20 protein-coding genes and 1 pseudogene are annotated in these 22,021 nt (G+C 73.6%); 16 read left to right on the top strand and 5 right to left on the bottom strand.

The genetic code is table 11. From position 1 onward, the window contains the following. Positions 1-38 precede the first annotated feature (38 nt). Positions 39-1,481 (top strand): D-glucuronyl C5-epimerase family protein, encoded by a 1,443-nt coding sequence (locus ACQP26_RS27210; protein WP_433494326.1) that lies wholly within the window; start codon positions 39-41, stop codon positions 1,479-1,481. Between the two features lie 21 nt (positions 1,482-1,502). Beyond that, positions 1,503-1,814 (top strand): MGMT family protein, encoded by a 312-nt coding sequence (locus ACQP26_RS27205; RefSeq protein ID WP_433494325.1) that lies wholly within the window; start codon positions 1,503-1,505, stop codon positions 1,812-1,814. Between the two features lie 57 nt (positions 1,815-1,871). On the opposite strand, the gene ACQP26_RS27200 is transcribed toward ACQP26_RS27205, so the two are convergent. Together ACQP26_RS27200 and ACQP26_RS27195 are read right to left on the bottom strand one after the other, a co-directional pair. Further along, positions 1,872-2,528 carry a nucleotidyl transferase AbiEii/AbiGii toxin family protein gene (locus ACQP26_RS27200; protein WP_281579715.1) on the bottom strand — a complete coding sequence of 219 codons (657 nt, stop codon included), beginning with the start codon at positions 2,526-2,528 and terminating at the stop codon, positions 1,872-1,874. After that, positions 2,528-2,884 carry a hypothetical protein gene (locus tag ACQP26_RS27195; RefSeq protein ID WP_269703961.1) on the bottom strand — a complete coding sequence of 119 codons (357 nt, stop codon included), beginning with the start codon at positions 2,882-2,884 and terminating at the stop codon, positions 2,528-2,530. The genes ACQP26_RS27200 and ACQP26_RS27195 overlap by 1 nt, the downstream gene beginning before the upstream one ends. Positions 2,885-3,008: 124 nt before the next feature. Here ACQP26_RS27195 and ACQP26_RS27190 point away from each other — a divergent pair, with 124 nt between their 5' ends. The 3 genes from ACQP26_RS27190 to ACQP26_RS27180 all read left to right on the top strand — a co-directional run bounded on the left by ACQP26_RS27190 (position 3,009) and on the right by ACQP26_RS27180 (position 7,569). Then, positions 3,009-4,376 carry an MFS transporter gene (locus ACQP26_RS27190; protein ID WP_433494324.1) on the top strand — a complete coding sequence of 456 codons (1,368 nt, stop codon included), beginning with the start codon at positions 3,009-3,011 and terminating at the stop codon, positions 4,374-4,376. A 31-nt stretch (positions 4,377-4,407) separates the two neighbouring features. Continuing rightward, positions 4,408-5,886 carry a pyridoxal phosphate-dependent decarboxylase family protein gene (locus tag ACQP26_RS27185; RefSeq protein WP_433494323.1) on the top strand — a complete coding sequence of 493 codons (1,479 nt, stop codon included), beginning with the start codon at positions 4,408-4,410 and terminating at the stop codon, positions 5,884-5,886. A gap of 105 nt (positions 5,887-5,991) precedes the next feature. Next, positions 5,992-7,569, top strand: a complete 1,578-nt coding sequence (locus ACQP26_RS27180) for a D-glucuronyl C5-epimerase family protein (RefSeq protein WP_433494322.1) — start codon at positions 5,992-5,994, stop codon at positions 7,567-7,569. Between the two features lie 49 nt (positions 7,570-7,618). Here the strand turns inward: ACQP26_RS27180 and ACQP26_RS27175 are convergent, their stop codons facing one another. After that, positions 7,619-8,539 (bottom strand): hypothetical protein, encoded by a 921-nt coding sequence (locus ACQP26_RS27175; protein ID WP_433494321.1) that lies wholly within the window; start codon positions 8,537-8,539, stop codon positions 7,619-7,621. A gap of 165 nt (positions 8,540-8,704) precedes the next feature. Here ACQP26_RS27175 and ACQP26_RS27170 point away from each other — a divergent pair, with 165 nt between their 5' ends. Together ACQP26_RS27170 and ACQP26_RS27165 are read left to right on the top strand one after the other, a co-directional pair. Continuing rightward, positions 8,705-9,265 carry an NADH-quinone oxidoreductase subunit B gene (locus tag ACQP26_RS27170; RefSeq protein ID WP_269703966.1) on the top strand — a complete coding sequence of 187 codons (561 nt, stop codon included), beginning with the start codon at positions 8,705-8,707 and terminating at the stop codon, positions 9,263-9,265. Between the two features lie 36 nt (positions 9,266-9,301). Continuing rightward, the gene (locus ACQP26_RS27165) at positions 9,302-10,618 is read left to right on the top strand and encodes a DUF2252 domain-containing protein (RefSeq protein WP_433494320.1); all 1,317 of its coding nucleotides are present in this window, start codon (positions 9,302-9,304) and stop codon (positions 10,616-10,618) included. A 30-nt stretch (positions 10,619-10,648) separates the two neighbouring features. Here the strand turns inward: ACQP26_RS27165 and ACQP26_RS27160 are convergent, their stop codons facing one another. Further along, on the bottom strand, positions 10,649-11,695 hold the full coding sequence (locus ACQP26_RS27160; protein WP_269703968.1) for a glucose 1-dehydrogenase: 1,047 nt from the start codon (positions 11,693-11,695) through the stop codon (positions 10,649-10,651). A 103-nt stretch (positions 11,696-11,798) separates the two neighbouring features. Here ACQP26_RS27160 and ACQP26_RS27155 point away from each other — a divergent pair. Further along, a pseudogene (locus ACQP26_RS27155) lies at positions 11,799-12,398 on the top strand (NADH-quinone oxidoreductase subunit C); the annotation flags it as partial. Between the two features lie 337 nt (positions 12,399-12,735). Then, a complete protein-coding gene (gene nuoH, locus ACQP26_RS27150; RefSeq protein WP_433494319.1) occupies positions 12,736-13,698 on the top strand; it encodes an NADH-quinone oxidoreductase subunit NuoH in 963 nt (320 codons plus the stop codon). Between the two features lie 128 nt (positions 13,699-13,826). On the opposite strand, the gene ACQP26_RS27145 is transcribed toward nuoH, so the two are convergent. Then, positions 13,827-14,870 (bottom strand): glutathione S-transferase family protein, encoded by a 1,044-nt coding sequence (locus ACQP26_RS27145; protein ID WP_281579722.1) that lies wholly within the window; start codon positions 14,868-14,870, stop codon positions 13,827-13,829. Between the two features lie 118 nt (positions 14,871-14,988). Here ACQP26_RS27145 and ACQP26_RS27140 point away from each other — a divergent pair, with 118 nt between their 5' ends. The 7 genes from ACQP26_RS27140 (at position 14,989) to ACQP26_RS27110 (ending at position 21,924) form a co-directional block, all read left to right on the top strand. Continuing rightward, positions 14,989-15,411 carry an ester cyclase gene (locus ACQP26_RS27140; protein WP_269703971.1) on the top strand — a complete coding sequence of 141 codons (423 nt, stop codon included), beginning with the start codon at positions 14,989-14,991 and terminating at the stop codon, positions 15,409-15,411. Between the two features lie 74 nt (positions 15,412-15,485). Continuing rightward, on the top strand, positions 15,486-16,076 hold the full coding sequence (locus ACQP26_RS27135) for a NuoI/complex I 23 kDa subunit family protein (RefSeq protein WP_269703973.1): 591 nt from the start codon (positions 15,486-15,488) through the stop codon (positions 16,074-16,076). Next, positions 16,073-16,660, top strand: a complete 588-nt coding sequence (locus ACQP26_RS27130; protein WP_269703974.1) for an NADH-quinone oxidoreductase subunit J family protein — start codon at positions 16,073-16,075, stop codon at positions 16,658-16,660. Before ACQP26_RS27135 ends, ACQP26_RS27130 begins: the two co-directional genes overlap by 4 nt. Then, positions 16,657-17,037 (top strand): NADH-quinone oxidoreductase subunit NuoK, encoded by a 381-nt coding sequence (gene nuoK, locus ACQP26_RS27125; RefSeq protein WP_269703975.1) that lies wholly within the window; start codon positions 16,657-16,659, stop codon positions 17,035-17,037. The genes ACQP26_RS27130 and nuoK overlap by 4 nt, the downstream gene beginning before the upstream one ends. Next, positions 17,034-18,959: an NADH-quinone oxidoreductase subunit 5 family protein gene (locus ACQP26_RS27120; protein ID WP_433494318.1), complete on the top strand. Its 1,926-nt coding sequence runs from the start codon at positions 17,034-17,036 to the stop codon at positions 18,957-18,959. The genes nuoK and ACQP26_RS27120 overlap by 4 nt, the downstream gene beginning before the upstream one ends. Then, positions 18,956-20,461: a complex I subunit 4 family protein gene (locus ACQP26_RS27115; protein WP_433494317.1), complete on the top strand. Its 1,506-nt coding sequence runs from the start codon at positions 18,956-18,958 to the stop codon at positions 20,459-20,461. The genes ACQP26_RS27120 and ACQP26_RS27115 overlap by 4 nt, the downstream gene beginning before the upstream one ends. Beyond that, the gene (locus ACQP26_RS27110) at positions 20,458-21,924 is read left to right on the top strand and encodes an NADH-quinone oxidoreductase subunit N (RefSeq protein WP_433494316.1); all 1,467 of its coding nucleotides are present in this window, start codon (positions 20,458-20,460) and stop codon (positions 21,922-21,924) included. The genes ACQP26_RS27115 and ACQP26_RS27110 overlap by 4 nt, the downstream gene beginning before the upstream one ends. Positions 21,925-22,021: the final 97 nt, after the last annotated feature.

Here is a 22,021-nt window from a genome sequence, read left to right as displayed (position 1 = left end):
CTGCATAACGTCTCGTTCATCACGAACGGGGGTTCACAGTGATAATTCCGAGGGCTCATCGTGCCTGGTGGCTGGCGCTGCTCGTCACCGTCGGCCTGGTCGCCGGGCTGACACCGGTGCTTGCCGGTCTCCGCGACGAGAAGGCGCCGGCCGTCCGGCGGGACGGCTACCGGCCGCACACGGTGCCACTCCCGGCGATTCCGTCGCGCGAGGGAGTCGCGCCGCTGGTGGACGCCGGGCTGCACGATGCCGAGAACGTCCGGATGTTCCGGATGCACGATCAGACCTGGGACCATCCGGTGGCCCAGGCCCAGTGGGGTCTGCAGAATCTGGCCGGCTGGCGGGCCACCCACAAGCGGATCTACCTGGACCGGGCGATCGCGAACGCGCAGCGCAACGTCGACCGCCGGGTCGAGTCGCGCGGTGCCTGGTGGTATCCGTACGACTTCGAGCTCACCAGGTGCAAGAAGCGTCCACTGCTGAAGCCCAAGTGGTACAGCGGCATGTCGCAGGGGCAACTGCTGAGCCTCTTTGTCGGGCTGTACGAGGAGACGCGCGACGAGAGGTGGCGGACCGCCGCGGACCGGACGTTCCAGAGCCTTACCCTGCCCGTCCAGCCCGGCGAGCCGTGGGCCACCTGGACCGACCGCGGCGGCTACCTGTGGCTGGAGGAGTACCCGGAGAACGACGACCCGCGCGGCGAACAGGTGCTCAACGGGCACATCTTCTCCCTGTACGGCGTCTACGACTACTGGCGGCTGACCAGCGACGAGCGGGCGGCGGAGATCTTCGACGCCGCGGCCACCACCGTGCGCCGCTACCTGCCGACCAGGTTCCGGGTGGAGAACTGGGCCAGCCGGTACTCCATGAACTGCCGGCACTTCCACCCGAAGTACCACCAGGTCCACACCCGGCAGACCCTCAAGCTGTACGAGGTGACCCACGCGACGGTCTTCGCCGAGTACGCCGACACGCTGCGGGCGGACTACCCGGTGCCGGATCTGACGGGCACCGTGCAGTTCGAGCCCGGGAGGCACGTCGGATACACGTACGACGCCAAGGGCACCGTCACCGCGCAGCGCGCCGTCACCCTGAACCGGACGAGCCGGTTCGCGGCCGACGAACGCATCCGGGTACGCGGTGGCGGCATCCACTACCGGATCACCAAGGGCCCGCTGGCCGGCTACCTGGTGCCCGAGGAACCCGGCCGGCGGGTCCTGCTCGGGGTGGCGGCCGAGCACCGCTACCACCCCGCACGCGTGCTGACCGCCCAGCCCGGCACCTACACCGGCTACACCTTCGACCGCAACGGCGCGGTGCTCGACTCCCGGAAGGTCACCTTCGCCGCCGTGACGGAGCTGACGCTGGGCGGCACCGCCTGGGTCAACGGTGAACTCAGCTACCAGGTGACCGGCGGTGAGCTGGACGGCTACTGGCTGGCGGCCCGGGGAGACCTCGCCATCGGGTCATCCGCCGGCTGAGGTCCCCTATGGTGGCTTTCCGTGACACCTGACGAGTACGTCGAGGCGGTGCTGGCGCTGGTCGAGCGGATCCCGCCGGGGCGGGTGATGTCGTACGGGGCGGTGGCCGACGCGCTGGCCGAGCGTTCGGGGCGGGCGTCGCCGCGGCTGGTCGGCTCGATCATGGCGCGGCACGGTGGCGGGGTGCCGTGGCACCGGGTGGTGAACGCGGCCGGCCGGATGCCGCCGGGGCACGAGCGCAAGGCCCGGGAACGGCTGCTCGCCGAGGGGTGCCCGCTGCGCGGCGACCGGGTGGACCTGGCGGCGGCGTCCTGGTCGCCGGACGAGGTGTGACCCGGCCGCGTCGGAGGCAGCCAGGCGTTCAGTCGCGGCGGCGCTGGACCCGGCCCGTCATCGCGGCCAGTCCGAGAACGTCTGGCGGAGGTCGCGGATCTCGGCCGGGGTGAGGCGGTAGAGCGTGAAGACGGTGTCGGCCAGGCGGTCGAGGCGCTGTAGCGCGTCCTGGAACTCCTCGTCGGTGAGCGCCGGGTCGGCCCTCCGCGCGAGGCGGACCAGGTCGTCTCTGCTGTAGCGGCCGAGGGCGGCGGCAACGTCGATGTAGTCGCGGGGTTGGGCGCGAGTGACCATCGCCGCGACCTTGGTGCCGATCACGTCGTCGAGGTGCAGCACCGGACCGACGTCGAGCACGATCGGGCTGGTGTTGCGCGCGAAGCGTACGAGCTGCAGCCGCACGGTCCGGTCGTCGCGGCGAACCTCGAACTCGGTCATGTCGTGTTCGAAGCCGTAGAAGACGTCGTCCAGCTCGGTGGGCTCGGCGATGGTGTCGACCTGAAAACCGGCATCGAGCAGGGTGGCGTGTACCAGCTCGGCGGCGGCGGTGACCCCGCCGTCGACATCGGTGAACAGGTCGACGTCCTCGGTGGGACGGGCGCCGATGCCGTGGGCGATGAGGGCTTGGCCGCCGGCGAGGGCGAAGCCGTGCCGACCGGCCACGGCGAGCGCGACACGGGCGACCTCGTGCTGGAACGGGTCCGGCGCCGGTGGCATCAGGCGGCGACGTCCCGGGAGCGCAGCACCGGGTGGCTCTCTTCCCAGGCGCGGCGGACACCGCGGGGCACGTACAGCTCGGGCCACAGCCGGACCAGGGTCGGACCGTGCAGCCACGCGCGCAACTCGTCGGGATGAACGGCTTCGGTGAGCACCGTCTCGTACATCCAGGCGAGCAGACCCGGTACGTCGAGGTCGACGTGCCGGTCGGGTTGCCAGAACAGCCGATGGGGCAGCTCGACCACGCCGGAGACAGGGCCCTGCAACTCGTTCAGGTCGCGAACCACCACCGCACGACGGCCGGGGCGGGCCTCGTACGGTGCCCGCGAGCTGCGGACGGATCGGGCCGGGTCCATGCCCTCCAGGGTAACGGTGCCGGCCTGTGGCTTCCCGCGACTCGCGAGCGCCTGGCGGCATCGCACGAGCAGCGCCGGACGAGGGGATGTGACGCGGGCCATAACGTGAGTAGCATTCGGCTCCATGACAGCTTCGGGCCTGCCCCGCCGGGTGCACCTCGGATACGCGCTCGGTTCCTTGGTCACCGGCGCGTTCGGCACCGTACCCGGGCTGCTCCTGCTGCCGTACCTCACCGACACGCTCGGCGTCGCCGCCGGGCTGGCCGCGCTGCTGGTGCTGCTGCCGAAGGCGTGGGACGTGCTGGTCAACCCGGTCGCCGGGCGGATCTCCGACCGGACCCGCTCCCGCTGGGGCGCGCGCCGGCCGTACCTGCTCGGTGGCGGGCTGGCGCTCGCGGTGCTGTTCGCCTCGATCTTCGCCGCGCCGTTCGCGAACGGTTCGGCCGCCGCCGCGTACGTGGCACTGGCGTTCCTGGCCACCGCGACCGCGTTCGCGTTCTTCCAGGTGCCCTACGTCGCCATGCCGGCCGAGCTGACCGCCGACCCGGCGGAGCGTACCCGGTTGATGACCTGGCGGATCGCGGTGCTGGCGCTGGCCATCCTGGTCTCCGGCGCGGTGGCCCCGGCGGTGGTGAGCGCGGGCGGCGACGGCGTGCCCGGCCACCGGTGGATGGGCCTGTTCGTGGCCGCGCTCATCGTCGCCGGCACGGTCGGCGTCTTCCTGGGCACCCGGTCGGCGCCGACCGGGACGGTGGGGGAGAGCGAGCCGAGCCTGCGGGCGCAGCTCGCCGTCGCCACCGGCAACCGGCCGTTCCGGGTGCTGCTGATCTGCTTCGTGATCCAGTCCGCCGGGGTGGCCACCGTGCTGGCCGGCGTGAAGTACTTCGCCGACCAGGTGCTGCGCGAGCCGGACAGCGGCCCCACGCTGCTGTTCGCCTGCTTCGTCGCGCCCGCGCTGCTGGTCATGCCGCTGTGGTCCCGGGCCGGCGCCCGGCTGGGCAAGCGGACGTCGCTGGTCGCCGCGTCGGTGATCTTCGCGGTGGGCGCGCTGGCCCTGGTCGCCGCGCCCGCGCTGCCCGCCGCCGCGGCCTACGCCGTGGTCGCGGTGATCGGCGTCGGGTACGCGGGACAGCAGGTGTTCGCGCTGGCCATGCTGCCGGACTGCATCGCGTACGACACGGCGCGCACCGGGCGGCGGCAGGCCGGGGTGTTCACCGGGCTGTGGACCGCGGGGGAGACGTTCGGGCTGGCGCTGGGGCCCGGCATCTACGGGCTGGTGCTCCAGCTCTCCGGTTACGTCTCGTCGTCCACCGGGACCGCCGCCGTCCAGTCCGACACGGCCCGGCTCGGCGTGCTCCTCGGGTTCACGGTGCTGCCCGCCCTGCTGGTGGCGATCCCGCTGGTGCTGCTGCGCGGCTACACACTGACCCCGGCCCAGCTGGCCACCGCCGCACCCGAGGCCGACGGCGCCGCCTCGGCCGTGCGGACGTGAGCACCGGCCCGTCCAGGAGAGGAACCACCCGATGACCGACACGGCAGGCGGAGGCGCGCTGCCCGCGCGGGGGATGCCCGCGGCGGACGTACTCGGCGAGATCCGCGCGCTGCGGGCCGCCGACCGGCCGACGCACGGCGGGCGGCTGTTCGCGTACGTCTACGACCCCGGCGTGGCCGGGCTGGACGACCTGGCGCAGGCCGCGTACGCGCAGAGCGCCCACGTCAACGGCCTCGACCCGACCGCGTTCCCGTCGTTGCTGGCGATGGAGAACGCGCTCGTCGGCGCCGCCGCCCGGCTGCTCGGCGGCGGGCCCGGCACCGGCGCGCCGGACGCGGTCGGCAGCGTCACCAGCGGCGGCACCGAGTCGCTGCTGCTCGCCGTCAAGGCGGCCCGGGACGCCCGCCCCGATCTGACCGAGCCGCGGATCGTGGTGCCGGCCACCGCGCACGCCGCGTTCGCGAAGGCGGCGCACTACCTGCGGGTCGCGCTGGACACTGTGCCTGTCGACCCGGTGACGCTGCGGCCGGACGTCGCGGCGGTGGCCGCCGCGATCCGCCCGGAGACCGTGCTGGTGGTGGCGTCCGCGCCGTCGTACGCGCACGGGGTCGTCGACCCGGTGTCCGAGATCGCCGCCGTCGCGCGGGCCGCCGGGGTGCGCTGCCACGTGGACGCCTGCTTCGGCGGCTGGGCGCTGCCCTGGCTGCGCCGGCTCGGCGCGCCGGTGCCGCCGTTCGACTTCGCCGTACCGGGGGTCACCTCGATCTCGGTCGACCTGCACAAGTACGCGTACGCGCCGAAGGGCGTCTCGGTGCTGCTGCACCGCGATCCGGCGCTGCGCGCCCCGCAGTTCTTCGCGTACGCGGACTGGCCCGGGTACACGATGGTCAACCCGGTGATCGCCTCCACCCGCTCCGGTGGGCCGATCGCCGCGGCATACGCCACGCTTCGTCACCTCGGCGAGGACGGCTACCTGCGGCTGGCCGCCGCGACCCGGGACGCGGTCGCCGGGCTGGCCGACGCGGTACGGGCCACCGGCGGGCTGCGGCTGATGGCCGAACCGGAGACCACTGTGGTCTGCTTCACCGCCGAAGACCCGGGGCTCGACCTGTTCGTGCTCGTCGACGAGCTGACCGCGCGTGGCTGGCACACCCAGCCCCAGCTCACGTACGCCGATCTGCCGGCCAGCGTGCACCTCACGGTGACCGCGGCGGTGGCGCCCCGGGTGCCCGAGTTCGGTCCGGCGCTGGCCGAGGCGGTCGCGGCGGCCCGCGCCGCCGGGCCGGTCGTGCTGCCGCCGGAGCTGCTGGCGCTGGCCGGCAGCCTCACGCCGGAGGCACTCACCCCCGATCTGGTGGCCGGGCTCGCGGGCGGGCTCGGCCTGGCCGGCGGCGCCGGTGTGCCGGACCGGATGGCGGCGGTCAACACGCTGCTCGACGCCGCGCCGGCGCGGTTGCGGGAACGGCTGCTCGCCGAGTTCGTCGGGTTGCTCCAGCGCCCCGCCTGGTGACACCCGAGTTCGTCCGTTCGGCGGAGAAGTCGGGCGTTTCGGTGCCGGACCCGGTGCCTGTCCCTGCCTAGCATCAGGGCACATCGATGACACGGGGAGTGTTGCATGATCACCGCAAAGTCACCACCTGTCCGCCGGTTCGTGGCAGTGGTCGCGGCCGGCGCGATGGTCGGCCTGGCGCCGGCCGGTACCGCCCCCGCCGCGCCACCCGGCCCGGACCGCAGCGCCGACGTCTCCGTCGTGGACCCTGGGTGGGCGCCCGACCCGCTGACCGACGGGGTGCCGCAGCTGCCCTCGCGGGACGTGGCGAAGACCAAGGAACAGCAGCGGCGGGAGCGGGCGAGCGGGGCCACCGCCGCCGCCACGTACGCCCGCGACGGGCACCTGCCGAAGCCGCTGCCGCTGGCCGCCCAGCCCACGAACAGCAACCCGGCGCCGCTCGTCGACAAGGGACTGCACGACGCGCAGGGCGTCCGCATGTTCAGCTTCGCCGGGAAGACCTGGAACCACCCGGTCGGCCAGGCGCAGTGGGGCCTGAGCAACCTGGCCGCCTACCGGATCAGCGGCGACAAGCGGTTCCTCGACCGGGCCGTCGCCAACGCCCAGCGCAACATCGACCGCCGGGTCGAGTCGCGGGGCGCCTGGTGGTATCCGTACGACTTCGACCTGAGCCGCTGCACGGGCCGTCCGCTGCTGCGCGCGCCCTGGTACAGCGGGATGGCGCAGGGCGAGATGCTGAGCCTCTTCGTCGGCCTGGCCGAGATCACCGGCGAGGCCAAGTGGCGGACGGCGGCGGACAACACGTTCCTGAGCCTGACGCTGCCGGTCGTCGCCAACGCGCCCTGGGCGAGTTGGGTCGACCCCAACGGCTACCTGTGGCTGGAGGAGTACCCGGTGACCTTCGGCACCACCGGGGAACGGGTGCTCAACGGGCACACCTTCGCCCTCTACGGCGTGTACGACTACTGGCGGCTGACCGGTGACGAGCGGGCGGTCGCCGTCTTCGACGGCGCGGCGAGCACCGTCCGGCGGTACCTGCCGACCCACTTCCGGGTCACCCGGTGGGCCAGCAACTACTCGATGGGCTGCGCGCAGCCGCACGTGAAGTACCACCAGGTCCACACCGCGCAGAACCTCAAGCTGTACGAGATGACCACGTCGGCCACCTTCGCCACGTACGCGTACCTGCTGCGCTCGGACTACCCGGCGCCCGCCGTCAACGGCGCCGTGTCGTTCGCCGCCGGCACCCACGTCGGCTACACCTTCTCCAGCACCGGGGCCGTCCGGAGCCAGAAGACGCTCAAGCTCGCCCGCGCCTCCGGGGCCCAGGCGAGCCAGCGGGTCCGCGTGTACGGGCGGGGCATCTACTACCTGATCGCCAACGGCGCGCTCGCCGGTTACCTCGTCCCCGAGGCGTACGGGCAGCGCGTCCTGCTCGGCAAGGCGGTCGAGCACCGCTACAGCCCGGCCCGGACGCTCTCCTTCCAGCCGGGCACCTACACCGGGTACGCCTACGACGCGGCGGGCAACGTGACCGGCTCCAAGCGGCTCACGTTCTCGGCCGCCTCGATCGCGCCGCTGGGCGCCACCGCCTGGGTCAACGGCCGGCTCAGCTACCAGGTCACCGCCGGGGCGTACGTCGGCTACTGGCTGCCCCACACCACCGGACTGGCCTTCACCTGAGCGACGAGCGGCCCGCCCGGAGTCCGGGCGGGCCGCTCTGTCAGCTGTCTCAGCCGGTCGCGCTGATGTCGAACGACGTGGTGTTGTCCGCCGGGTCGACGTCCACGACCGGCTCGCTCTCGTAGACGGCCGCCACGGTGAACGAGCCGCTGCCCAGCGCGCCGGCCGGGGTTCCGGCCGGAGCCCGCAGGACGACGTCGAACGTGCGCTCCTCGCCCGGCATGAACCGGCCGCCGGGAACGTCGAACCAGTCCGGGAAGCTGGGCAGGTCCTGCGGGTCGGTGGCCCACACCTCGACCCCGGCGGGCAGGCCCGCCCGCACGTCGAGCCGGAACGACGGGGCGTCGTTGCCGTAGCGCACGGTGACCGGCATCCGGCCCAGCAGAGCCCCGTCGGCCTGGCGGGTGAGCGTCACGTCGCCACCCCTGATGGTCAGGTCCGTCTCGGTGGCCTGCCGGTAGACGCGGGGGTTGCGGACGCTGCCCGAGGTGGACCGGAACACGGTCCGGAAGGAGTCCCGGTCCGACACCCCACCGTCCGGCACCACCGCGACCGAGCCGCCCAGGGCGGTCATCGGGTAGGCGCGCGCAGTCGTCCACACCTGGAAGTCGAGGCGGACGGTCACGCTCGCGCCGGCCGCGACCCGGCCGCCGTAGCTCTCGACGACCCGGCGGTTCTGCTCCATCCCCACGGTGAACCAGGGCGAGCCGTTGTCGAGGCCGGTGAAGGAGCCACCGGCCGGCTCGGTGATGCGCAGGCCGGCGGTGGCGTCCGCCCGGCCCCGGTTGCTGATCGTCGTGGTCAGCGTCCCGACGTACCCCTTGTCGGTCGGCGTCAGCACCAGCGTCCCGGTGTCGACGGTCAGCCGCGCCGTGGTGCCGCCGGCCGCGGCGGCGGGCGCGGCCGGCGCGAACAGCGCCGCCGCCCCGGCGAGCAGCGCGGCGGCCACCCGTGTGGTCCGTGTGGTCATGACAGGTCCTCCGTGATCCCCGTGGTGGGCGGCGGTGGTTCCGTCCGCCCGACAGTGGTGACACACGCCGGCACGGCTGACCGTTGCGCGGGTGCCCTGTCGGGGGTACGACACCGGACCGCTGTGGTTGACTGGCACCTCGGGGAACTGCGAGGGAGGCCAGAGATGCAGGTGCCGGCCGTGCTCGGCGAGCCGATCCGGTTCGTGCTGAACTGGGGCCGCCGCTACTCGCTCTGGGTGTTCAACTTCGGCCTGGCCTGCTGCGCCATCGAGTTCATCGCGACCAGCATGGGCCGGCACGACTTCATGCGGCTCGGCGTGATCCCGTTCGCCCACGGGCCCCGGCAGGCCGACCTCATGGTGGTCAGCGGCACCGTCACCGACAAGATGGCCCCGGCGATCAAGCGGCTCTACGACCAGATGCCCGAACCGAAGTACGTGATCTCGTTCGGGGCCTGCTCCAACTGCGGCGGCCCGTACTGGGACTCCTACTCGGTGACGAAGGGCGTCGACCAGCTCATCCCGGTCGACGTGTACGTGCCCGGCTGCCCGCCGCGCCCGGAGGCGCTGCTGCACGGCATCCTCCGCCTCCAGGAGAAGATCGCCGCCGAGCAGTCCGGCGTCGGCGGCGTACCCCGCCCGGACGCGCTCACCTCCCCGGCGGACGCGGTGGCACGGCCCGTCGAGGCGCTGACCGCACCCCCGGTACGTCCGCCGGTCGGCTGAACCGCCAGGTGGCGGCGCGGGGCTAGCCTGCGGGCCATGACCGACCTCGCGGAGAAGCGCTCCGCATTCATCATCGACGTGCTGACCGAGGAGTTCGGCGCGTCCATGGCGATCGACCCGGCGGCGTTCCGCCGCAAGTTCCGCAAGATGGCGGCGTCACCGTTCGCCTTCTACCGGGGCAGTGCCGCGTTGTTCTACGCCGACCAGCGCGGCGACTTCGGCAGCGACCGGTTCCTCGACGACCGGACGAGCCGGGTGTGGATCCACGGCGACCTGCACGCCGAGAACTTCGGCACCTACATGAACGCCTCCGGGCAGCTCGTGTTCAACGTCAACGACTTCGACGAGGCGTACGTCGGGCCGTTCACCTGGGACCTGAAACGCTTCGCCGCCAGCGTGGCGCTGCTCGGCTACGCCAAGGCGCTCTCCGACCGGGTGATCGGCGAGCTGGTGTCCGGCTTCGCCCGGTCGTACCTGGCGGAACTGCGGGCCATCGCCGCGGGCGGGGACGACGCGATCGGCTCGATCACGCTCGACAACGCCGACGGTGTGCTGCGCCGGGTGCTCCAGCAGGCGCGGCTGAACACCCGGGTGGACCTGCTCGCCGCGCAGACCACCATCGACAACTACGAGCGCCGGTTCTCCCTCGGCGACGGCGTGCACGAGATCGACGACGCCACCCGGGAGAAGGTGTGCGCGGCGTTCGCCGACTACCTGCACACGGTGCCGGACTCGACCACCCGGATGCGCCCGGTCGCTGCGGGCATCAAGGACGTGGTGCTGCGCAAGGGCGTCGGCATCGGGTCGGCCGGGTTGCCGTCGTACAACCTGTTGCTGGAGGGGCACACCCAGGCGCTGGAGAACGACGTCGTCATCTACATGAAGCAGGCGCAGGTGCCGGCCGTGGCGCGGTACGTCGACGACGAGCGGGTCCGCTCGTACTTCCGGCACCAGGGGCACCGCACCGCCGAGTCGCAGCGCGCGTTGCAGGCGCACGCCGACCCGTGGCTGGGCTTCACCGAGCTGGACGGCGTCGGGCAGCTCGTCGCCGAGGTCTCCCCGTACGCGGCGGACCTGGACTGGGCCGACGTGAACGAGCCGGAGGAACTCGCCGGCGTGCTCGCCGACCTGGGCCGGGCGGTGGCCCGGATGCACTCGGTCGCCGACGACGAGTCCAGCCACGACCTGGTCGACTACTCCACCGAGGAGGCGATCGTCGCCGTGGTCGACGCCGAACCGCAGGCGTTCGTGGACTACCTGGTCGACTTCGGGCACCGGTACGGGATCCGGGCGCGCGCGGACCACCAGCTCTTCGTGGACCTGTTCCGCAACGGCCGGCTGCCCGGCATCTGAGGGCCGGGGCGCCGGATCCGGCGCCCCGCCTCACTGCGTGAAGTCCAGCACCGCCTTGATGTCCTCGCCGGCCGTGGCGTACGCCTCCCGGTAGTTCGACAGCGGCACCCGGCGGGTGATCAGCGACGTCAGCCACGACCGGTCGGCCTGGGCGAGCGCCTCGGCGGCCATCTCCCAGTGCCGCCGCCCGGCGTTCACCGAGCCGAACACCACGTTGTTCTCCAGCACCAGCTCCCGGTTGAGCGCACCGGCGTCGAAGTTGATGGTCCGGCCGCCGCTGGACACGCCGGTCAGGCAGACGATGCCGGTGGGCGCGGCCTTGCACATCGCGTCCAGCACCACGGTGGGCGCACCGGTGCACTCGATCACCACGTCCGGCTTGACGTCCAGCTCCGGCACGGTCGCCGTGTGGTACGTCGCCCCGAGCGCACGGACCAGGTCCGGCTTCGGGCCGGTGGTGTTGCGGTCCAGCACGTGCACCGACAGTCCTCGCTGGCTGGCCAGCAGCGCGGCCAGCAGCCCGATCGGCCCGGCGCCGGTGACCAGCACCGTCATCGGTTTCCACTCGGCCCGGCGGCCGATCCGCTCGATGTGGTCCCACGCCTTCGCCACCACGCTCGTCGGCTCCAGCAGCACCCCCACGGACTCGAGCGCCGGGTCCAGGCCGACGGCGAACTTGGGCTGCAACCGCCAGCGTTCCCGGGCGAAACCGGGCAGCGCCTTGATGCCGTGCTCGGTGTACCGCCCGTTGCGGCACATGTCCCACTCGTCCACCGCGCAGTTCGCGCACGGCACCGGGTCGGGGTGGCGGACCACGCCGGCGACCAGGTCGCCGGTCTGCAACGTGCCGGTCGGGTCCTCCAGCACGCGGCCCAGCGACTCGTGCCCGAGCACCAGCCGCTCCTGGCCCGGCGGCGCCTCGCCGTACTCGCCCGCCACGATCTCGTGGTCGGTGCCGCAGACACCCACCGCCAGCGCCTCGACCAGGATCGCGCCCTCCTCGGGCGGTGGCTCGGGCCAGTCCTCGGCGAGCCGCAGCGAATCCGGGACACCGGGGGTCACAGTCACAGCGCGCACGGACCTCATCTTTCCGCGCGCTTCCGCCGCCCGTCCGGCAAAGCGGCGATCCCGGCACGGACGGCCCGACCCGGCCGGCAGCCGTCCACCATAGGATCAGCGCATGACTCCGGAAGAGGTCGGCCGGCGAGTGGTCGCGCTGCTCGCGCCCGTCGAGGCCACCGCGTCGGTCTCCGGCGGTCAGGGGTACGCCCGCGCCACCGTCGACGTACCCCCGGCGAGCTGGGCGGACGCGGTGCGTGCGGCACGCGACGACGCCGAACTGGAACTCGACTTCCTGGACTGGCTGTCGGCGGTGGACGAGCTGGCCGACGGCTTCGACGTGGTGCTGCACCTCTGGTCGGTCCGGCACCGGCACGGGCTGCTGCTGCGCACCCGGGTGCCCCGGGACGCGCCCGTCGTCGCGTCGGTGGTCGACCTGTTCCCCGGCGCCGCGTGGCACGAGCGCGAGACGCACGAGATGTTCGGCATCGACTTCGTCGGCCACGGCGAGCTGCGTCCGCTGCTGCTGCCGCCGGAGTTCGAGGGGCACCCGCTGCGCAAGGAGTTCGTTCTCGCCTCCCGGGTCGCCAAGCCGTGGCCCGGCGCGAAGGAGCCGGGCGAGTCGGAGGCGGGCGGCGGCCGCCGGCCGGTCCGGCCGCCGGGCGTGCCCGCGCCGGGTGAGTGGGGCACGACGCCCACGCCGGCGGGTGCGGCCGGCGCGGGTGAGGGCCCCCGAGGGGTACGCCGGCGCGCCCGGCCCGCGAACGTCCGGCGCGGCCCGCTCCGGGGGAGCGTCCGGCTCGGCCTGCTGCTGCTGAGCGTCCGGCTCGGCCTGCTGCTCCCGGCGAGGGGGCAGCGCGGCCGGTCGTCGGGCAGGGTGAGGCGCGGCCTGCTGGCGGGGAGGCTCCGGCGCGGCCTGCTGCCGGAGAGGCCGGGTCGGGGGCCGGTGCTGCTCCGGCGGCCGACGAGGCGGGGCCGCTCGGGCGGCCGCTGCCAGGGGAACGGCCGACCGGCCCGCCCCGCCAGGAGCCGGAGCCCGACGCGGCGGAGGAGAGCTGATGCCGGACTGGTTGGAGCTGGTCCTGCGGGTGGCGGGGGTGCTCGTCGCGTTCCTCACGCTGCCGCTGATCGTGGGCCAGGCCGAGCACAAGGTGATGGCGCACATGCAGGGCCGGCTGGGCCCGATGTACGCGGGCGGCTTCCACGGCTGGGCGCAACTGGTGGCGGACGGCATCAAGTTCGTGCAGAAGGAGGACGTCACCCCGCGCGACGCGGACCGTCCGGTGTTCCGGCTGGCGCCCGCGGTGGCGCTGGTGCCGTACCTGCTGGTGCTGCTCGTCATCCCGCTCGGGCCGGGTGACCTGGTCGCCCAGCCGCTGGACATCGGCCTGTTCTTCGTGCTCGCCGTGGTGGGCGTCGGGGTGCTGGCGGTGCTCATGTCGGCGTGGGCGTCGGCGAACAAGTACAGCCTGCTCGGCGGGCTGCGCGGCGCGGCCCAGCTGCTCGGGTACGAGCTGCCGCTGGTGCTGGCCGCCGCCTCGGTGGCGATGGCGGCGGGCACGCTCAGCCTGTCGGGCATCGTGGAGGCGTGGCAGCCGTGGTGGCTGCTGTGGCAGGCGCCGGCCATGGTGATCTTCTTCGTGGCCGGGCTGGCGGAGATCCGCCGCCCGCCGTTCGACATGCCGGTGGCCGACTCCGAGCTGGTCTTCGGCTACATGACCGAGTACACCGGCCTGCGGTTCGCGTTCTTCCTGCTCGCCGAGTACGTGGGCATCGTGGTGATCGCGGCGCTGACCACTGTGCTGTTCCTCGGTGGCTGGCAGGGCCCGTTCGCGGACGCGCAGCTCGGCTGGCTGTGGACGCTGCTCAAGGTCTTCGCCGTCGCCTTCGTGATCATCTGGCTGCGGGTGAGCTACCCGAGGCTGCGCGAGGACCAGCTCCAGCGCCTCTGCTGGCTGGTCCTGGTCCCCCTGGCCCTGGCCCAGCTGGTCCTGACCGCCGCAGTCCGCCTGGCCCTGTAACCCGCCCGCACCCGCCCCACCCTTGTTTCCGGCGATCTTGCACTTTCTGCCTCGACAAAAGGGGCAAGGCGCCCAGGTTTGGGGCCCAAAGTGCAAGATCGCCGGGCCGGGCCGGGGCGGGGCGGGGGTCAGCGCAAGGGGGTGTGGGACGGGTCTACCCGCTCGGACTCGGGTGGGGGCGGGGGTGGGGTGCCGTCGCCGAAGGGGCGGCCGCCCAACTCCTCCCGGCCGTGCGGGGTGAGCCAGTTGCTCAGGTCGGGGCCGAGCGGCACGATCCCGGTCGGGTTGATGTCCCGGTGGACCTCGTAGTAGTGCCGCTTGATGTGGTCGAAGTCGATCGTGTCGCCGAACCCGGGCGTGGTGAACAGGTCCCGGGCGTACGCCCACAGCACCGGCATCTCGCTGAGCTTCTGCCTGTTGCACTTGAAGTGCCCGTGGTAGACCGGGTCGAAGCGGACGAGCGTGGTGAACAGCCGAACGTCCGCCTCGGTGATCGTGTCACCGACCAGGTACCGCTGACCGGCCAGCCGCTCGCTCAGCCAGTCCAGCCGGTCGAACAGCCTGTGGTACGCCTTGTCGTACGCCTCCTGGCTGCCGGCGAAGCCGCACCGGTAGACGCCGTTGTTGACGTCGGCGAAGACGACAGCGTTCACCTCGTCGATCTCGGCGCGCAGCGGTTCCGGGTAGAGGTCCGGCGCGCCCGGCCGGTGGTACGCCGTCCACTCGGTGGTCAGGTCGAGGCTCATCTGCGCGTAGTCGTTCGTCACGACCTGCCCGGTGGGCACGTCGACGAGCGCCGGGACGGTGATGCCGCGCTCGTAGCCGGGGAAGCGGGCGAAGTACGCGTCGGCCAGCCGCTCGATGCCGAGTACCGGGTCCTTGCCGTCCGGGTCGAGGTCGAACGTCCAGCTCCGCTTGTCGTGGGTGGGCCCGGCCACGGCCATCGAGATGGCGTCCTCCAGCCCGAGCAGGCGCCGGACGATGATCAGCCGGTTGGCCCACGGGCAGGCCCGGCTGACCGCCAGCCGGTAGCGGCCCGGCTCCACCGGCCAGCCGTCCCGCTCGTCCGCGGTGATCCGGGTGGCGATGTAGCGCTGGTCGCGGGTGAACTCGCCACCCGGTTCCACGTACTTGCCGCCGGTCCGGTCCAGGACTTCGTCGTCGCTGCCCACGCCCACCTCCGAGTTCGCCTTTCGCTCCCATCATGGTCGCTCCGGCCGCTCCCGGCAGGGCGAGTACCCCGGAGACCGGCAGGGCGAGTGCTCCGGAGAGGGGAATAGGCTGCCCGCCGTGACCGATGTGGAGGCGGCAGCCCGGCGTTTCGTCGCCGACGTGTGGAACGCGGGGCGCGAGGAGAGCGCGTACGAGCTGGTGGCGGCGGAGTGCCCGGGCCTCGGCGGCACCGGCCCGGCGGCGACGCTGGCGTGGCACCGGGACCGGCGGGCGTCGTTCCCCGACCTGCGTTACAAGATCGTCGACGTGGTGGCGACAGGTACGCGGGTGGCGGTGCGCTGGCGGGCCGCCGGCACCCAGGCCGGGCAGTTCGGGCCGGTGCCGCCGACCGGCCGCGTGGTCAGTTACTCCGGTGCCACGTTCCTGCGCTTCGACGACGACGGGCGGATCGTGGACGTGTGGAGCGTCAACGAGCTGTTCCAGCTGCTCCAGCAGCTCGGGGTGGAGATGCTGCCCCCGCTCACACCCGGCGAGGCGTGATCCGGCCGCACGCCGGGGGCCAAAGCGCCGGGTGGTGGTCGCGCGCGCCCGGGCCACAGGGCAGGATGGGCGGCATGAGCGAGCACGGTGGAGTGCCCGGTGCCGGATTGGTGAAGGGCCTGGCGGTCACGTTGAAGACGATGACCCGCCGCTCGACCACCCAGCAGTACCCGGACGTGGCGCCCGAGCTGCCGCCCCGCTCCCGCGGCGTGATCGCGCTGCTGGAGGAGAACTGCACGGTCTGCATGCTCTGCGCCCGCGAGTGCCCGGACTGGTGCATCTACATCGACTCGCACAAGGAGGAGGTGGCGGTGCCCGGCGCCGCCCGCCCTCGCCAGCGCAACGTGCTCGACAAGTTCGACATCGACTTCTCGCTCTGCATGTACTGCGGCATCTGCGTCGAGGTCTGCCCGTTCGACGCGCTCTACTGGTCGCCGGAGTTCGAGTACGCCGAGTACGACATCAAGAACCTGCTGCACGACAAGGACCACCTGGGCGAGTGGATGGCCACCGTGCCGCCGCCGCCGGCTCACGACCCGCTCGGCGACCCCTCCAAGGAGGAGACCACCGCCGCCCGGAAGGCGGCGGGTCCGTCGGCCCGTCCGGCTCCTTCCCGGGTACGCCCCGACGCCGCCACCGATCCGGGCGGAGGCACTGCCTCATGACCGGTGCGGACGTCCTGCTGCTGGCGCTGGGCGCGGTGGCGGTGGGCGCGGGTGCGCTGGTGGTCGCCACCCGTCACCTGGTCCGGGCCGGGCTGTGGCTGGTGGTCTGCCTGGGCGCGCTCGCGGGTGACTACCTGGTGCTGACCGCCGAGCTGGTGGCCTGGGTGCAGGTGCTCATCTACGTGGGCGCGGTGGTGGTGCTGCTGTTGTTCGCGGTGATGCTGACCCGCGCGCCGATCGGCCCGTCGGACGACCTGGACCGGCCGGGCTGGGCCGCCGCGCTGGTCGGCGCCGGCAGCGGCCTCGGCTTGGCGGTGCTGCTGATCGACGCGTTCCGCTGGTCCCGGGTGGACCTGCCCGCCGCGGGCACCGCCGAGCGCCTCGGCGAGCAGATCTTCCGTTCCTGGGTGCTGCCGTTCGAGGTGCTGTCGGTGCTGCTGCTGGCCGCGCTGGTCGGCGCGATCGTGCTGTCCCGCCCCGACATCGGCCGCCCGAAGGCGCCCAGCCCGGCCGACGGCGACCGGCCCGGCGGGGACGCCCCGCTCGGCGCCGCGCGACCCGCCGACGAGGGCGGGCGCCCGTGAGGCCGGTCATCCCGTACGTCACCGCCGCGCTGCTGTTCGGCCTCGGCGTGTACGGCGTGCTGCGCCGCCGCAACGCCGTCCTGGTGCTGATGGCGGTGGAGCTGATGCTGAACGCGGTGAACCTGGTGCTGGTCACCGCCGACACCACAGTCAAGGCCGTGCTGCCGCACTCCGGTCAGGTGTTCGCGCTGTTCGTGATCGTGCTCGCCGCCGCCGAGATCGGTGTCGGGCTGGCGATCGTGCTCCAGCTCTACCGGCTGCGCGCCGGCGTCACAGTCGACGACGTCCCGCTGGCCGAGCCGGCTCCAGCGGTCGCGGCGGCCCCAGGCGGGCTGCCGACGCCGGGGGCACCGGGCACGGAAGGAGCGGTCCGGTGAGTACGCCGACGCTGTGGCTCGCGGCGGTGCTGCCGGCTGCCCCGCTCGTCGCCGGGCTGCTCGGCCTGCTGCTGCCGCCCGCCCCGCACCAGGACCGGGCGTCGGCACGGCGGTCGGCGGTCGCGCTGGGTGTGGCCGGGGCGGCGGTGTCGCTGCTGGCCGCGCTGGCGCTGCTGGTCCGCGTGGACGCCCCGGTCGAGGCGTCCACCACCTGGATCGACCTGGGTGGGCTGCGGGTCACGCTGGGCCTGCGCCTGGACGGCGTGGCGGTGCTCGTCGCCACCGCCGTCGCGGCTGTCGCGCTGGCCGTGCAGGTCTACTCGATCGGCTACCTGCGCCGGGGCCCGCACGACGACGTGGACGTCGACCACCGCTACCCGCCGTACGCGGCGCAGTTGAGCCTCTTCACCGCCGCCATGCTCACTGTGGTGGTGTCCGGTGACCTGATCATGCTGCTGGTCGGCTGGGAGGTGATGGGCATCTGCTCGTACCTGCTCATCGCCCACGACCGGCGGCTGCCCGAGGCGCCCGGCGCGGCGGTGAAGGCGTTCCTGGTCACCCGCGTGGGTGACGTCGGCTTCCTGCTCGGCATCGCGCTGCTCGGCGTGGGCGCGGGCAGTTTCCGGATCGCCGACGTGCTGGCCCACGACTACGGCACCGGCACGCTCACCGCCGCCTGCCTGCTGCTGCTCGCCGGGGTGGCGGGCAAGAGCGCCCAGTTCCCGCTGCACACCTGGTTGCCCGACGCGATGGCCGGCCCGACGCCGGTGTCCGCGCTGATCCACGCCGCCACCATGGTCGCCGCCGGGGTGTACGCGGTGGCCCGACTGTTCCCGCTGTTCGAGCGCGCCCCGGCCGCGCTCGCCGTGCTGGGCGTGATGGCCGCGATCACGATGCTGCTCGGCGCGTTCGCCGCCACCGCCCAGGACGACATCAAGCGGGTGCTCGCCTGGTCCACGGTCTCGCAGATCGGCTACATGACCGGCGCGCTGGCGGTCGGCGCACCCGCTGCCGCGCTGTTCCACCTGCTCACCCACGCCGCGTTCAAGGCGCTGCTGTTCCTCGCCGCCGGTGCGGTGATCCACGCCGTGGGCACCACGCTGATGTCCCGGATGGGCGGCCTGCGTACCGCCATGCCGGTGACGTTCTGGTGCATGGTGGTCGGCCTGGGCGCGCTCGCCGGCGTACCCCCGCTCTCGGGTTTCTGGAGCAAGGACGGCGTGCTCGCGGCCGCAGAGGCGGCCGCGCTCGACGGTGCCGGGCCGAGCGCGGCCTGGGTGGGCTGGCTGGTCTGGCTGGCCGGGCTGGTCGGCGTCGCGGTGACCGCCTGGTACGCGACCCGCCTGCTGCTGCGCACCTTCCTCGGCGCCACCCGCACGCCGCTGCTGCGCCCGCACGACCCGCCCGCGCTGCTGCGCTGGCCGGTGCTGCTGCTCACGGTCCCGGCCGCGCTGCTCGGCCTGGCCGCGTTCGCGCCGTGGTTCGCCGACCGGCTGCGCGTGCCGGGTGACGACACCGGTGAAGCGGTCGAGCTGGTCCACCTCGCGCCGAATCTGATCCTGCCGTTCCTGCTGCTGCTGGTCGGCGCGGGTGTCGCCTGGGCGGGCTGGCGCCGCGACCCGGCCGCCGACCCGGCCCGCTTCCTGGGTCCGCTGCGGCCGGTGTTCGCCCGGGCGTTCCGGCTCGACGACGTCCAGCACGCCCTCGTCGTACGCCCGGCGGGCGCGCTCGCGCGGGTCGTGCGTACCGGCGACGAGCTGGGCGTGGACGGCCTGGTCGAGGGCAGCGGCCGGGCGGCGGTCGAGGTGGGCGGCGGCCTGGCCGCGCTGCACCGGGCGGCGCTGCCCCGCGCGGCGGCCGGGGTGCTGGCCGGCGCGTTGCTGATCGGCCTGGCGGTCGCCCTGATCGGAGTCACCTCATGACGTTCGGGCAGGTCCTGCTGGTCGCCGTGGTCGCGGTGCCGGCGCTCGGCGCGCTGGCCGCGGCGGTCGTGCCCGGTGACCGGGCCGGCCGGGTGGTCGGCACCGTCGCCGCCGCGCTGACGCTGCTGGCGACGCTGCCGCTGGTCGGCGGCGACCACGGCTGGTTCGGGTACGGGCCGCGCCCGGCGGTGCAGCCGTGGCACCAGCTCGACCTGCAGTGGGTGCCCGGGCTCGACCTGCGCTTCCACCTGGGCGTGGACGGGATCTCCTGGCCGCTGGTGGTGCTGACCGCGCTGCTCACGCTGCTGTGCTGCGCGTACACGCTGTGGCGAGTGCCGCCCGGCGGCGGCAGCGGGCGGGCGCTGGTGGCGCTGCTGCTGGTGGTCGAGGTGGGCATCCTCGGCACGTTCCTCGCGCTCGACCTGGTGTTGTTCTTCCTGTTCTTCGAGGTCGTCCTGCTGCCGATGTACGCGGTCATCGCCGGCTGGGGCGGTGCGGACCGTCGCCGGGCGGCCCGCAAGTTCGCGCTCTACACGCTGTTCGGCTCGGTGCTGCTGCTCGTCGGCGTCTACTTGGTGGTGGCCGCCGCGGGCACCGCCGACCTGGTCGCGCTCACCGGCGGCGCCGGGCTGTCCCGGGGCACCCAGCTCGCCGCGTTCACGCTGCTGGCGCTCGCGTTCGCGGTGAAGAGCCCGCTCTGGCCGCTGCACTCGTGGCTGCCCGACGCGCACACCCAGGCGCCCACAGTCGGCAGCGTGATCCTCGCCGGGGTGCTGCTCAAGATGGGCACGTACGGGCTGATCCGGGTCGCGGTGGGGGTGGCCCCGGAAGGGGCCCGCTGGGCCGCGCCCGTGCTCGGCGTGCTCGCCGTCGCGGCCATCCTGATCGGTGGCCTGGTCTGCCTGGCGCAGGACGACCTGAAGCGGCTGATCGCGTACTCGAGCGTCGGGCACATGGGCTTCGTGCTGCTCGGGGTCGCCACGCTCACCGCCACCGGGATCCAGGCCGCGCTGATCGGCAACATCGCCCACGGTGTCATCACCGCCCTGCTGTTCTTCCTGGCCGGTGCGGTCAAGGACCGCGCCCACACCGGGTCGCTGGCCGAGCTGTCCGGGCTGCGGGAGACCGCGCCCCGGCTGGCCGGGCTGCTCGGCTTCGCGGCGGTGGCCTCGCTAGGGCTGCCCGGCCTGGCCGGGTTCTGGGGGGAGGCGTTCGCCGTGGTGGCCGCGGTGCAGCGGGGCGGGCCGCTCTGGCTGACGCTCGCCGTGCTCGCGGCGCTGGGCGGGGCGCTGACCGCCGCGTACTTCCTGCGGCTGCTGCGCCGGGTCACGCACGGGCGGCCCAGCCCGGCGGTGGCGGGGCTCGCACCCGGGCTGGCGAAGGCGGAACTGACCGCCTGGGCACCGCTGGTGCTGCTCGCGCTCGCAGTCGGCCTGGCCCCCGCGCTCGTGCTGTCGTACGCCTCCGGTCCGGTGGAGGCGCTGCTGGGGGTCGTCCCATGAGCCTGGTACAGAGCGTCGACAACGTGGCGATGCTGCCCGCGTACCTGGCCGCCGGCACGGCCGTGCTGGTGTTGCTGGTCGACCTGCTGGCGGCGCGGCCCGCCGTCACGGTCGCCGTGGCGGCGCTCGGCGCGGCCGGCACCGCGGCCGGCGCGGCACTGGTCGGGGCGGCCGGTGAGCGGCGCACGTTCTGCGTCGGCGACGACTGCTCCTGGGTGTGGAACGGCCGGGCCGCCGTGGTCGGGGCCGTGATCGCCCTGCTCACGCTCGGCGTGCTGGCGCTGTCCGGTCCGCTGCTGCGCGCCGGGCGTACCCCGGTCGGCGAGTACTGCTTCCTGCTCGCCTGCGCGATGACAGGTGGCGTGGTGCTCGGCGCGGCGGGTGACCTGATCACGCTGATCGTGGCGCTGGAGACGCTGACGCTGCCGCTGTACGTGCTGGTCGGCCTGCGCCGGGGCAGCCTCGCCGGTGCCGAGGCGGCGGTGACGTTCTTCGTGGTGAGCGTGGTCGCGACCACTGTCACGCTGCTCGGCGCGGCGCTGCTCTACGCGGTCACCGGCACGCTGCACCTGGACCGGCTCGGCGCCACCCTGGCCGACCGCACCGACCTGACCGATCTGCCGCTGACCGGCGTCGCGGTGGCGCTCGTGGTGGCCGGGCTGGCGTTCAAGGTCGCCGCCGTGCCGTTCCACGCGTGGGCCCCCGCCACGTACGACGGCGCGCCGCTGCCGGTGGCCGCGTACCTGTCGACCGCCTCGAAGCTCGGTGGCGTGGTGGCGCTGCTGGCGGTGGTGCAGCGCGCGCTGCCCGGGGACATGACCGGCCCGGTGCTGGCGGCGCTGGCGGTGCTGACCATGACCGTCGGCAACCTGGTGGCGCTGCGTCAGCGGCGTACCGTGCGGTTGCTCGCCTGGTCGTCGGTGGCCCAGGCGGGGTACATCCTGGCCCCGCTGGGCGCGCTGGCGCTGACCGCTGGCCGCACCGGCGACGCGCGGACGGCCGCGTACGCGGCAGCCGTGGCGTACGCGATCTTCTTCGTGCTGCTGGAGCTCGCCGCGTTCGCCGCGGTGGTGGCGTTGCGCCCGGCGGACGGCGACGGCGGCACGCTGGCCGACCTGCGCGGCGCGGCGCGACGGCACCCGTGGGTGGGCGGCGCGTTCGCGCTGGCGCTGATCGGGCTGGCCGGGCTGCCGCCGGGTCTGGCCGGGCTGTTCGCCAAGGTGACAGTGGTACGCGCGCTGCTGGCCGGGCACGCGGGATGGCTGGCGCTGGTGGTGGCCTTGAACGCGGTGATCGGCCTGGCGTACTACCTGCGGGTCACCGCGTCGCTCTACGCGACGCCGACCGGCGCGGCGACGATCCGGCCCGCGCGGACCGTGGTGCTGGCGCTCGGCGTGGCCACCGCCGTGGCGGTGGTGATCGGTTTCGCACCGCAGCTCGTGCTGGACGTCGCGGCGCGCTGACCGGTTCGTGCCCGGATGGGCGACCGCTTCAGCCCGCGCACAGCAACATCCAGCCAACTTTCAGCCATGAGCCGGATGGTTGACGGGTACCGGTGTG

Origin of the sequence: Micromonospora sp. CA-248089 (assembly GCF_050948515.1) — a bacterium.
In the GTDB taxonomy this organism is placed as follows: Bacteria; Actinomycetota; Actinomycetes; order Mycobacteriales; family Micromonosporaceae; genus Micromonospora.
Note: the sequence above shows the minus strand (reverse complement) of the source record. Positions and strands in the feature narration are given on the sequence as shown.

Bases quoted from the DNA above. Each gene is read 5' to 3' on its own strand.
- ACQP26_RS27200 (WP_281579715.1), bottom strand. From the start codon at position 2,528: ATGCCACCGGCGCCGGACCCGTTCCAGCACGAGGTCGCCCGTGTCGCG.
- ACQP26_RS27195 (WP_269703961.1), bottom strand. From the start codon at position 2,884: ATGGACCCGGCCCGATCCGTCCGCAGCTCGCGGGCACCGTACGAGGCC.
- ACQP26_RS27190 (WP_433494324.1), top strand. From the start codon at position 3,009: ATGACAGCTTCGGGCCTGCCCCGCCGGGTGCACCTCGGATACGCGCTC.
- ACQP26_RS27185 (WP_433494323.1), top strand. From the start codon at position 4,408: ATGACCGACACGGCAGGCGGAGGCGCGCTGCCCGCGCGGGGGATGCCC.
- ACQP26_RS27180 (WP_433494322.1), top strand. From the start codon at position 5,992: ATGATCACCGCAAAGTCACCACCTGTCCGCCGGTTCGTGGCAGTGGTC.
- ACQP26_RS27175 (WP_433494321.1), bottom strand. From the start codon at position 8,539: ATGACCACACGGACCACACGGGTGGCCGCCGCGCTGCTCGCCGGGGCG.
- ACQP26_RS27170 (WP_269703966.1), top strand. From the start codon at position 8,705: ATGCAGGTGCCGGCCGTGCTCGGCGAGCCGATCCGGTTCGTGCTGAAC.
- ACQP26_RS27165 (WP_433494320.1), top strand. From the start codon at position 9,302: ATGACCGACCTCGCGGAGAAGCGCTCCGCATTCATCATCGACGTGCTG.
- nuoH (WP_433494319.1), top strand. From the start codon at position 12,736: ATGCCGGACTGGTTGGAGCTGGTCCTGCGGGTGGCGGGGGTGCTCGTC.
- ACQP26_RS27135 (WP_269703973.1), top strand. From the start codon at position 15,486: ATGAGCGAGCACGGTGGAGTGCCCGGTGCCGGATTGGTGAAGGGCCTG.
- ACQP26_RS27130 (WP_269703974.1), top strand. From the start codon at position 16,073: ATGACCGGTGCGGACGTCCTGCTGCTGGCGCTGGGCGCGGTGGCGGTG.
- ACQP26_RS27115 (WP_433494317.1), top strand. From the start codon at position 18,956: ATGACGTTCGGGCAGGTCCTGCTGGTCGCCGTGGTCGCGGTGCCGGCG.
- ACQP26_RS27110 (WP_433494316.1), top strand. From the start codon at position 20,458: ATGAGCCTGGTACAGAGCGTCGACAACGTGGCGATGCTGCCCGCGTAC.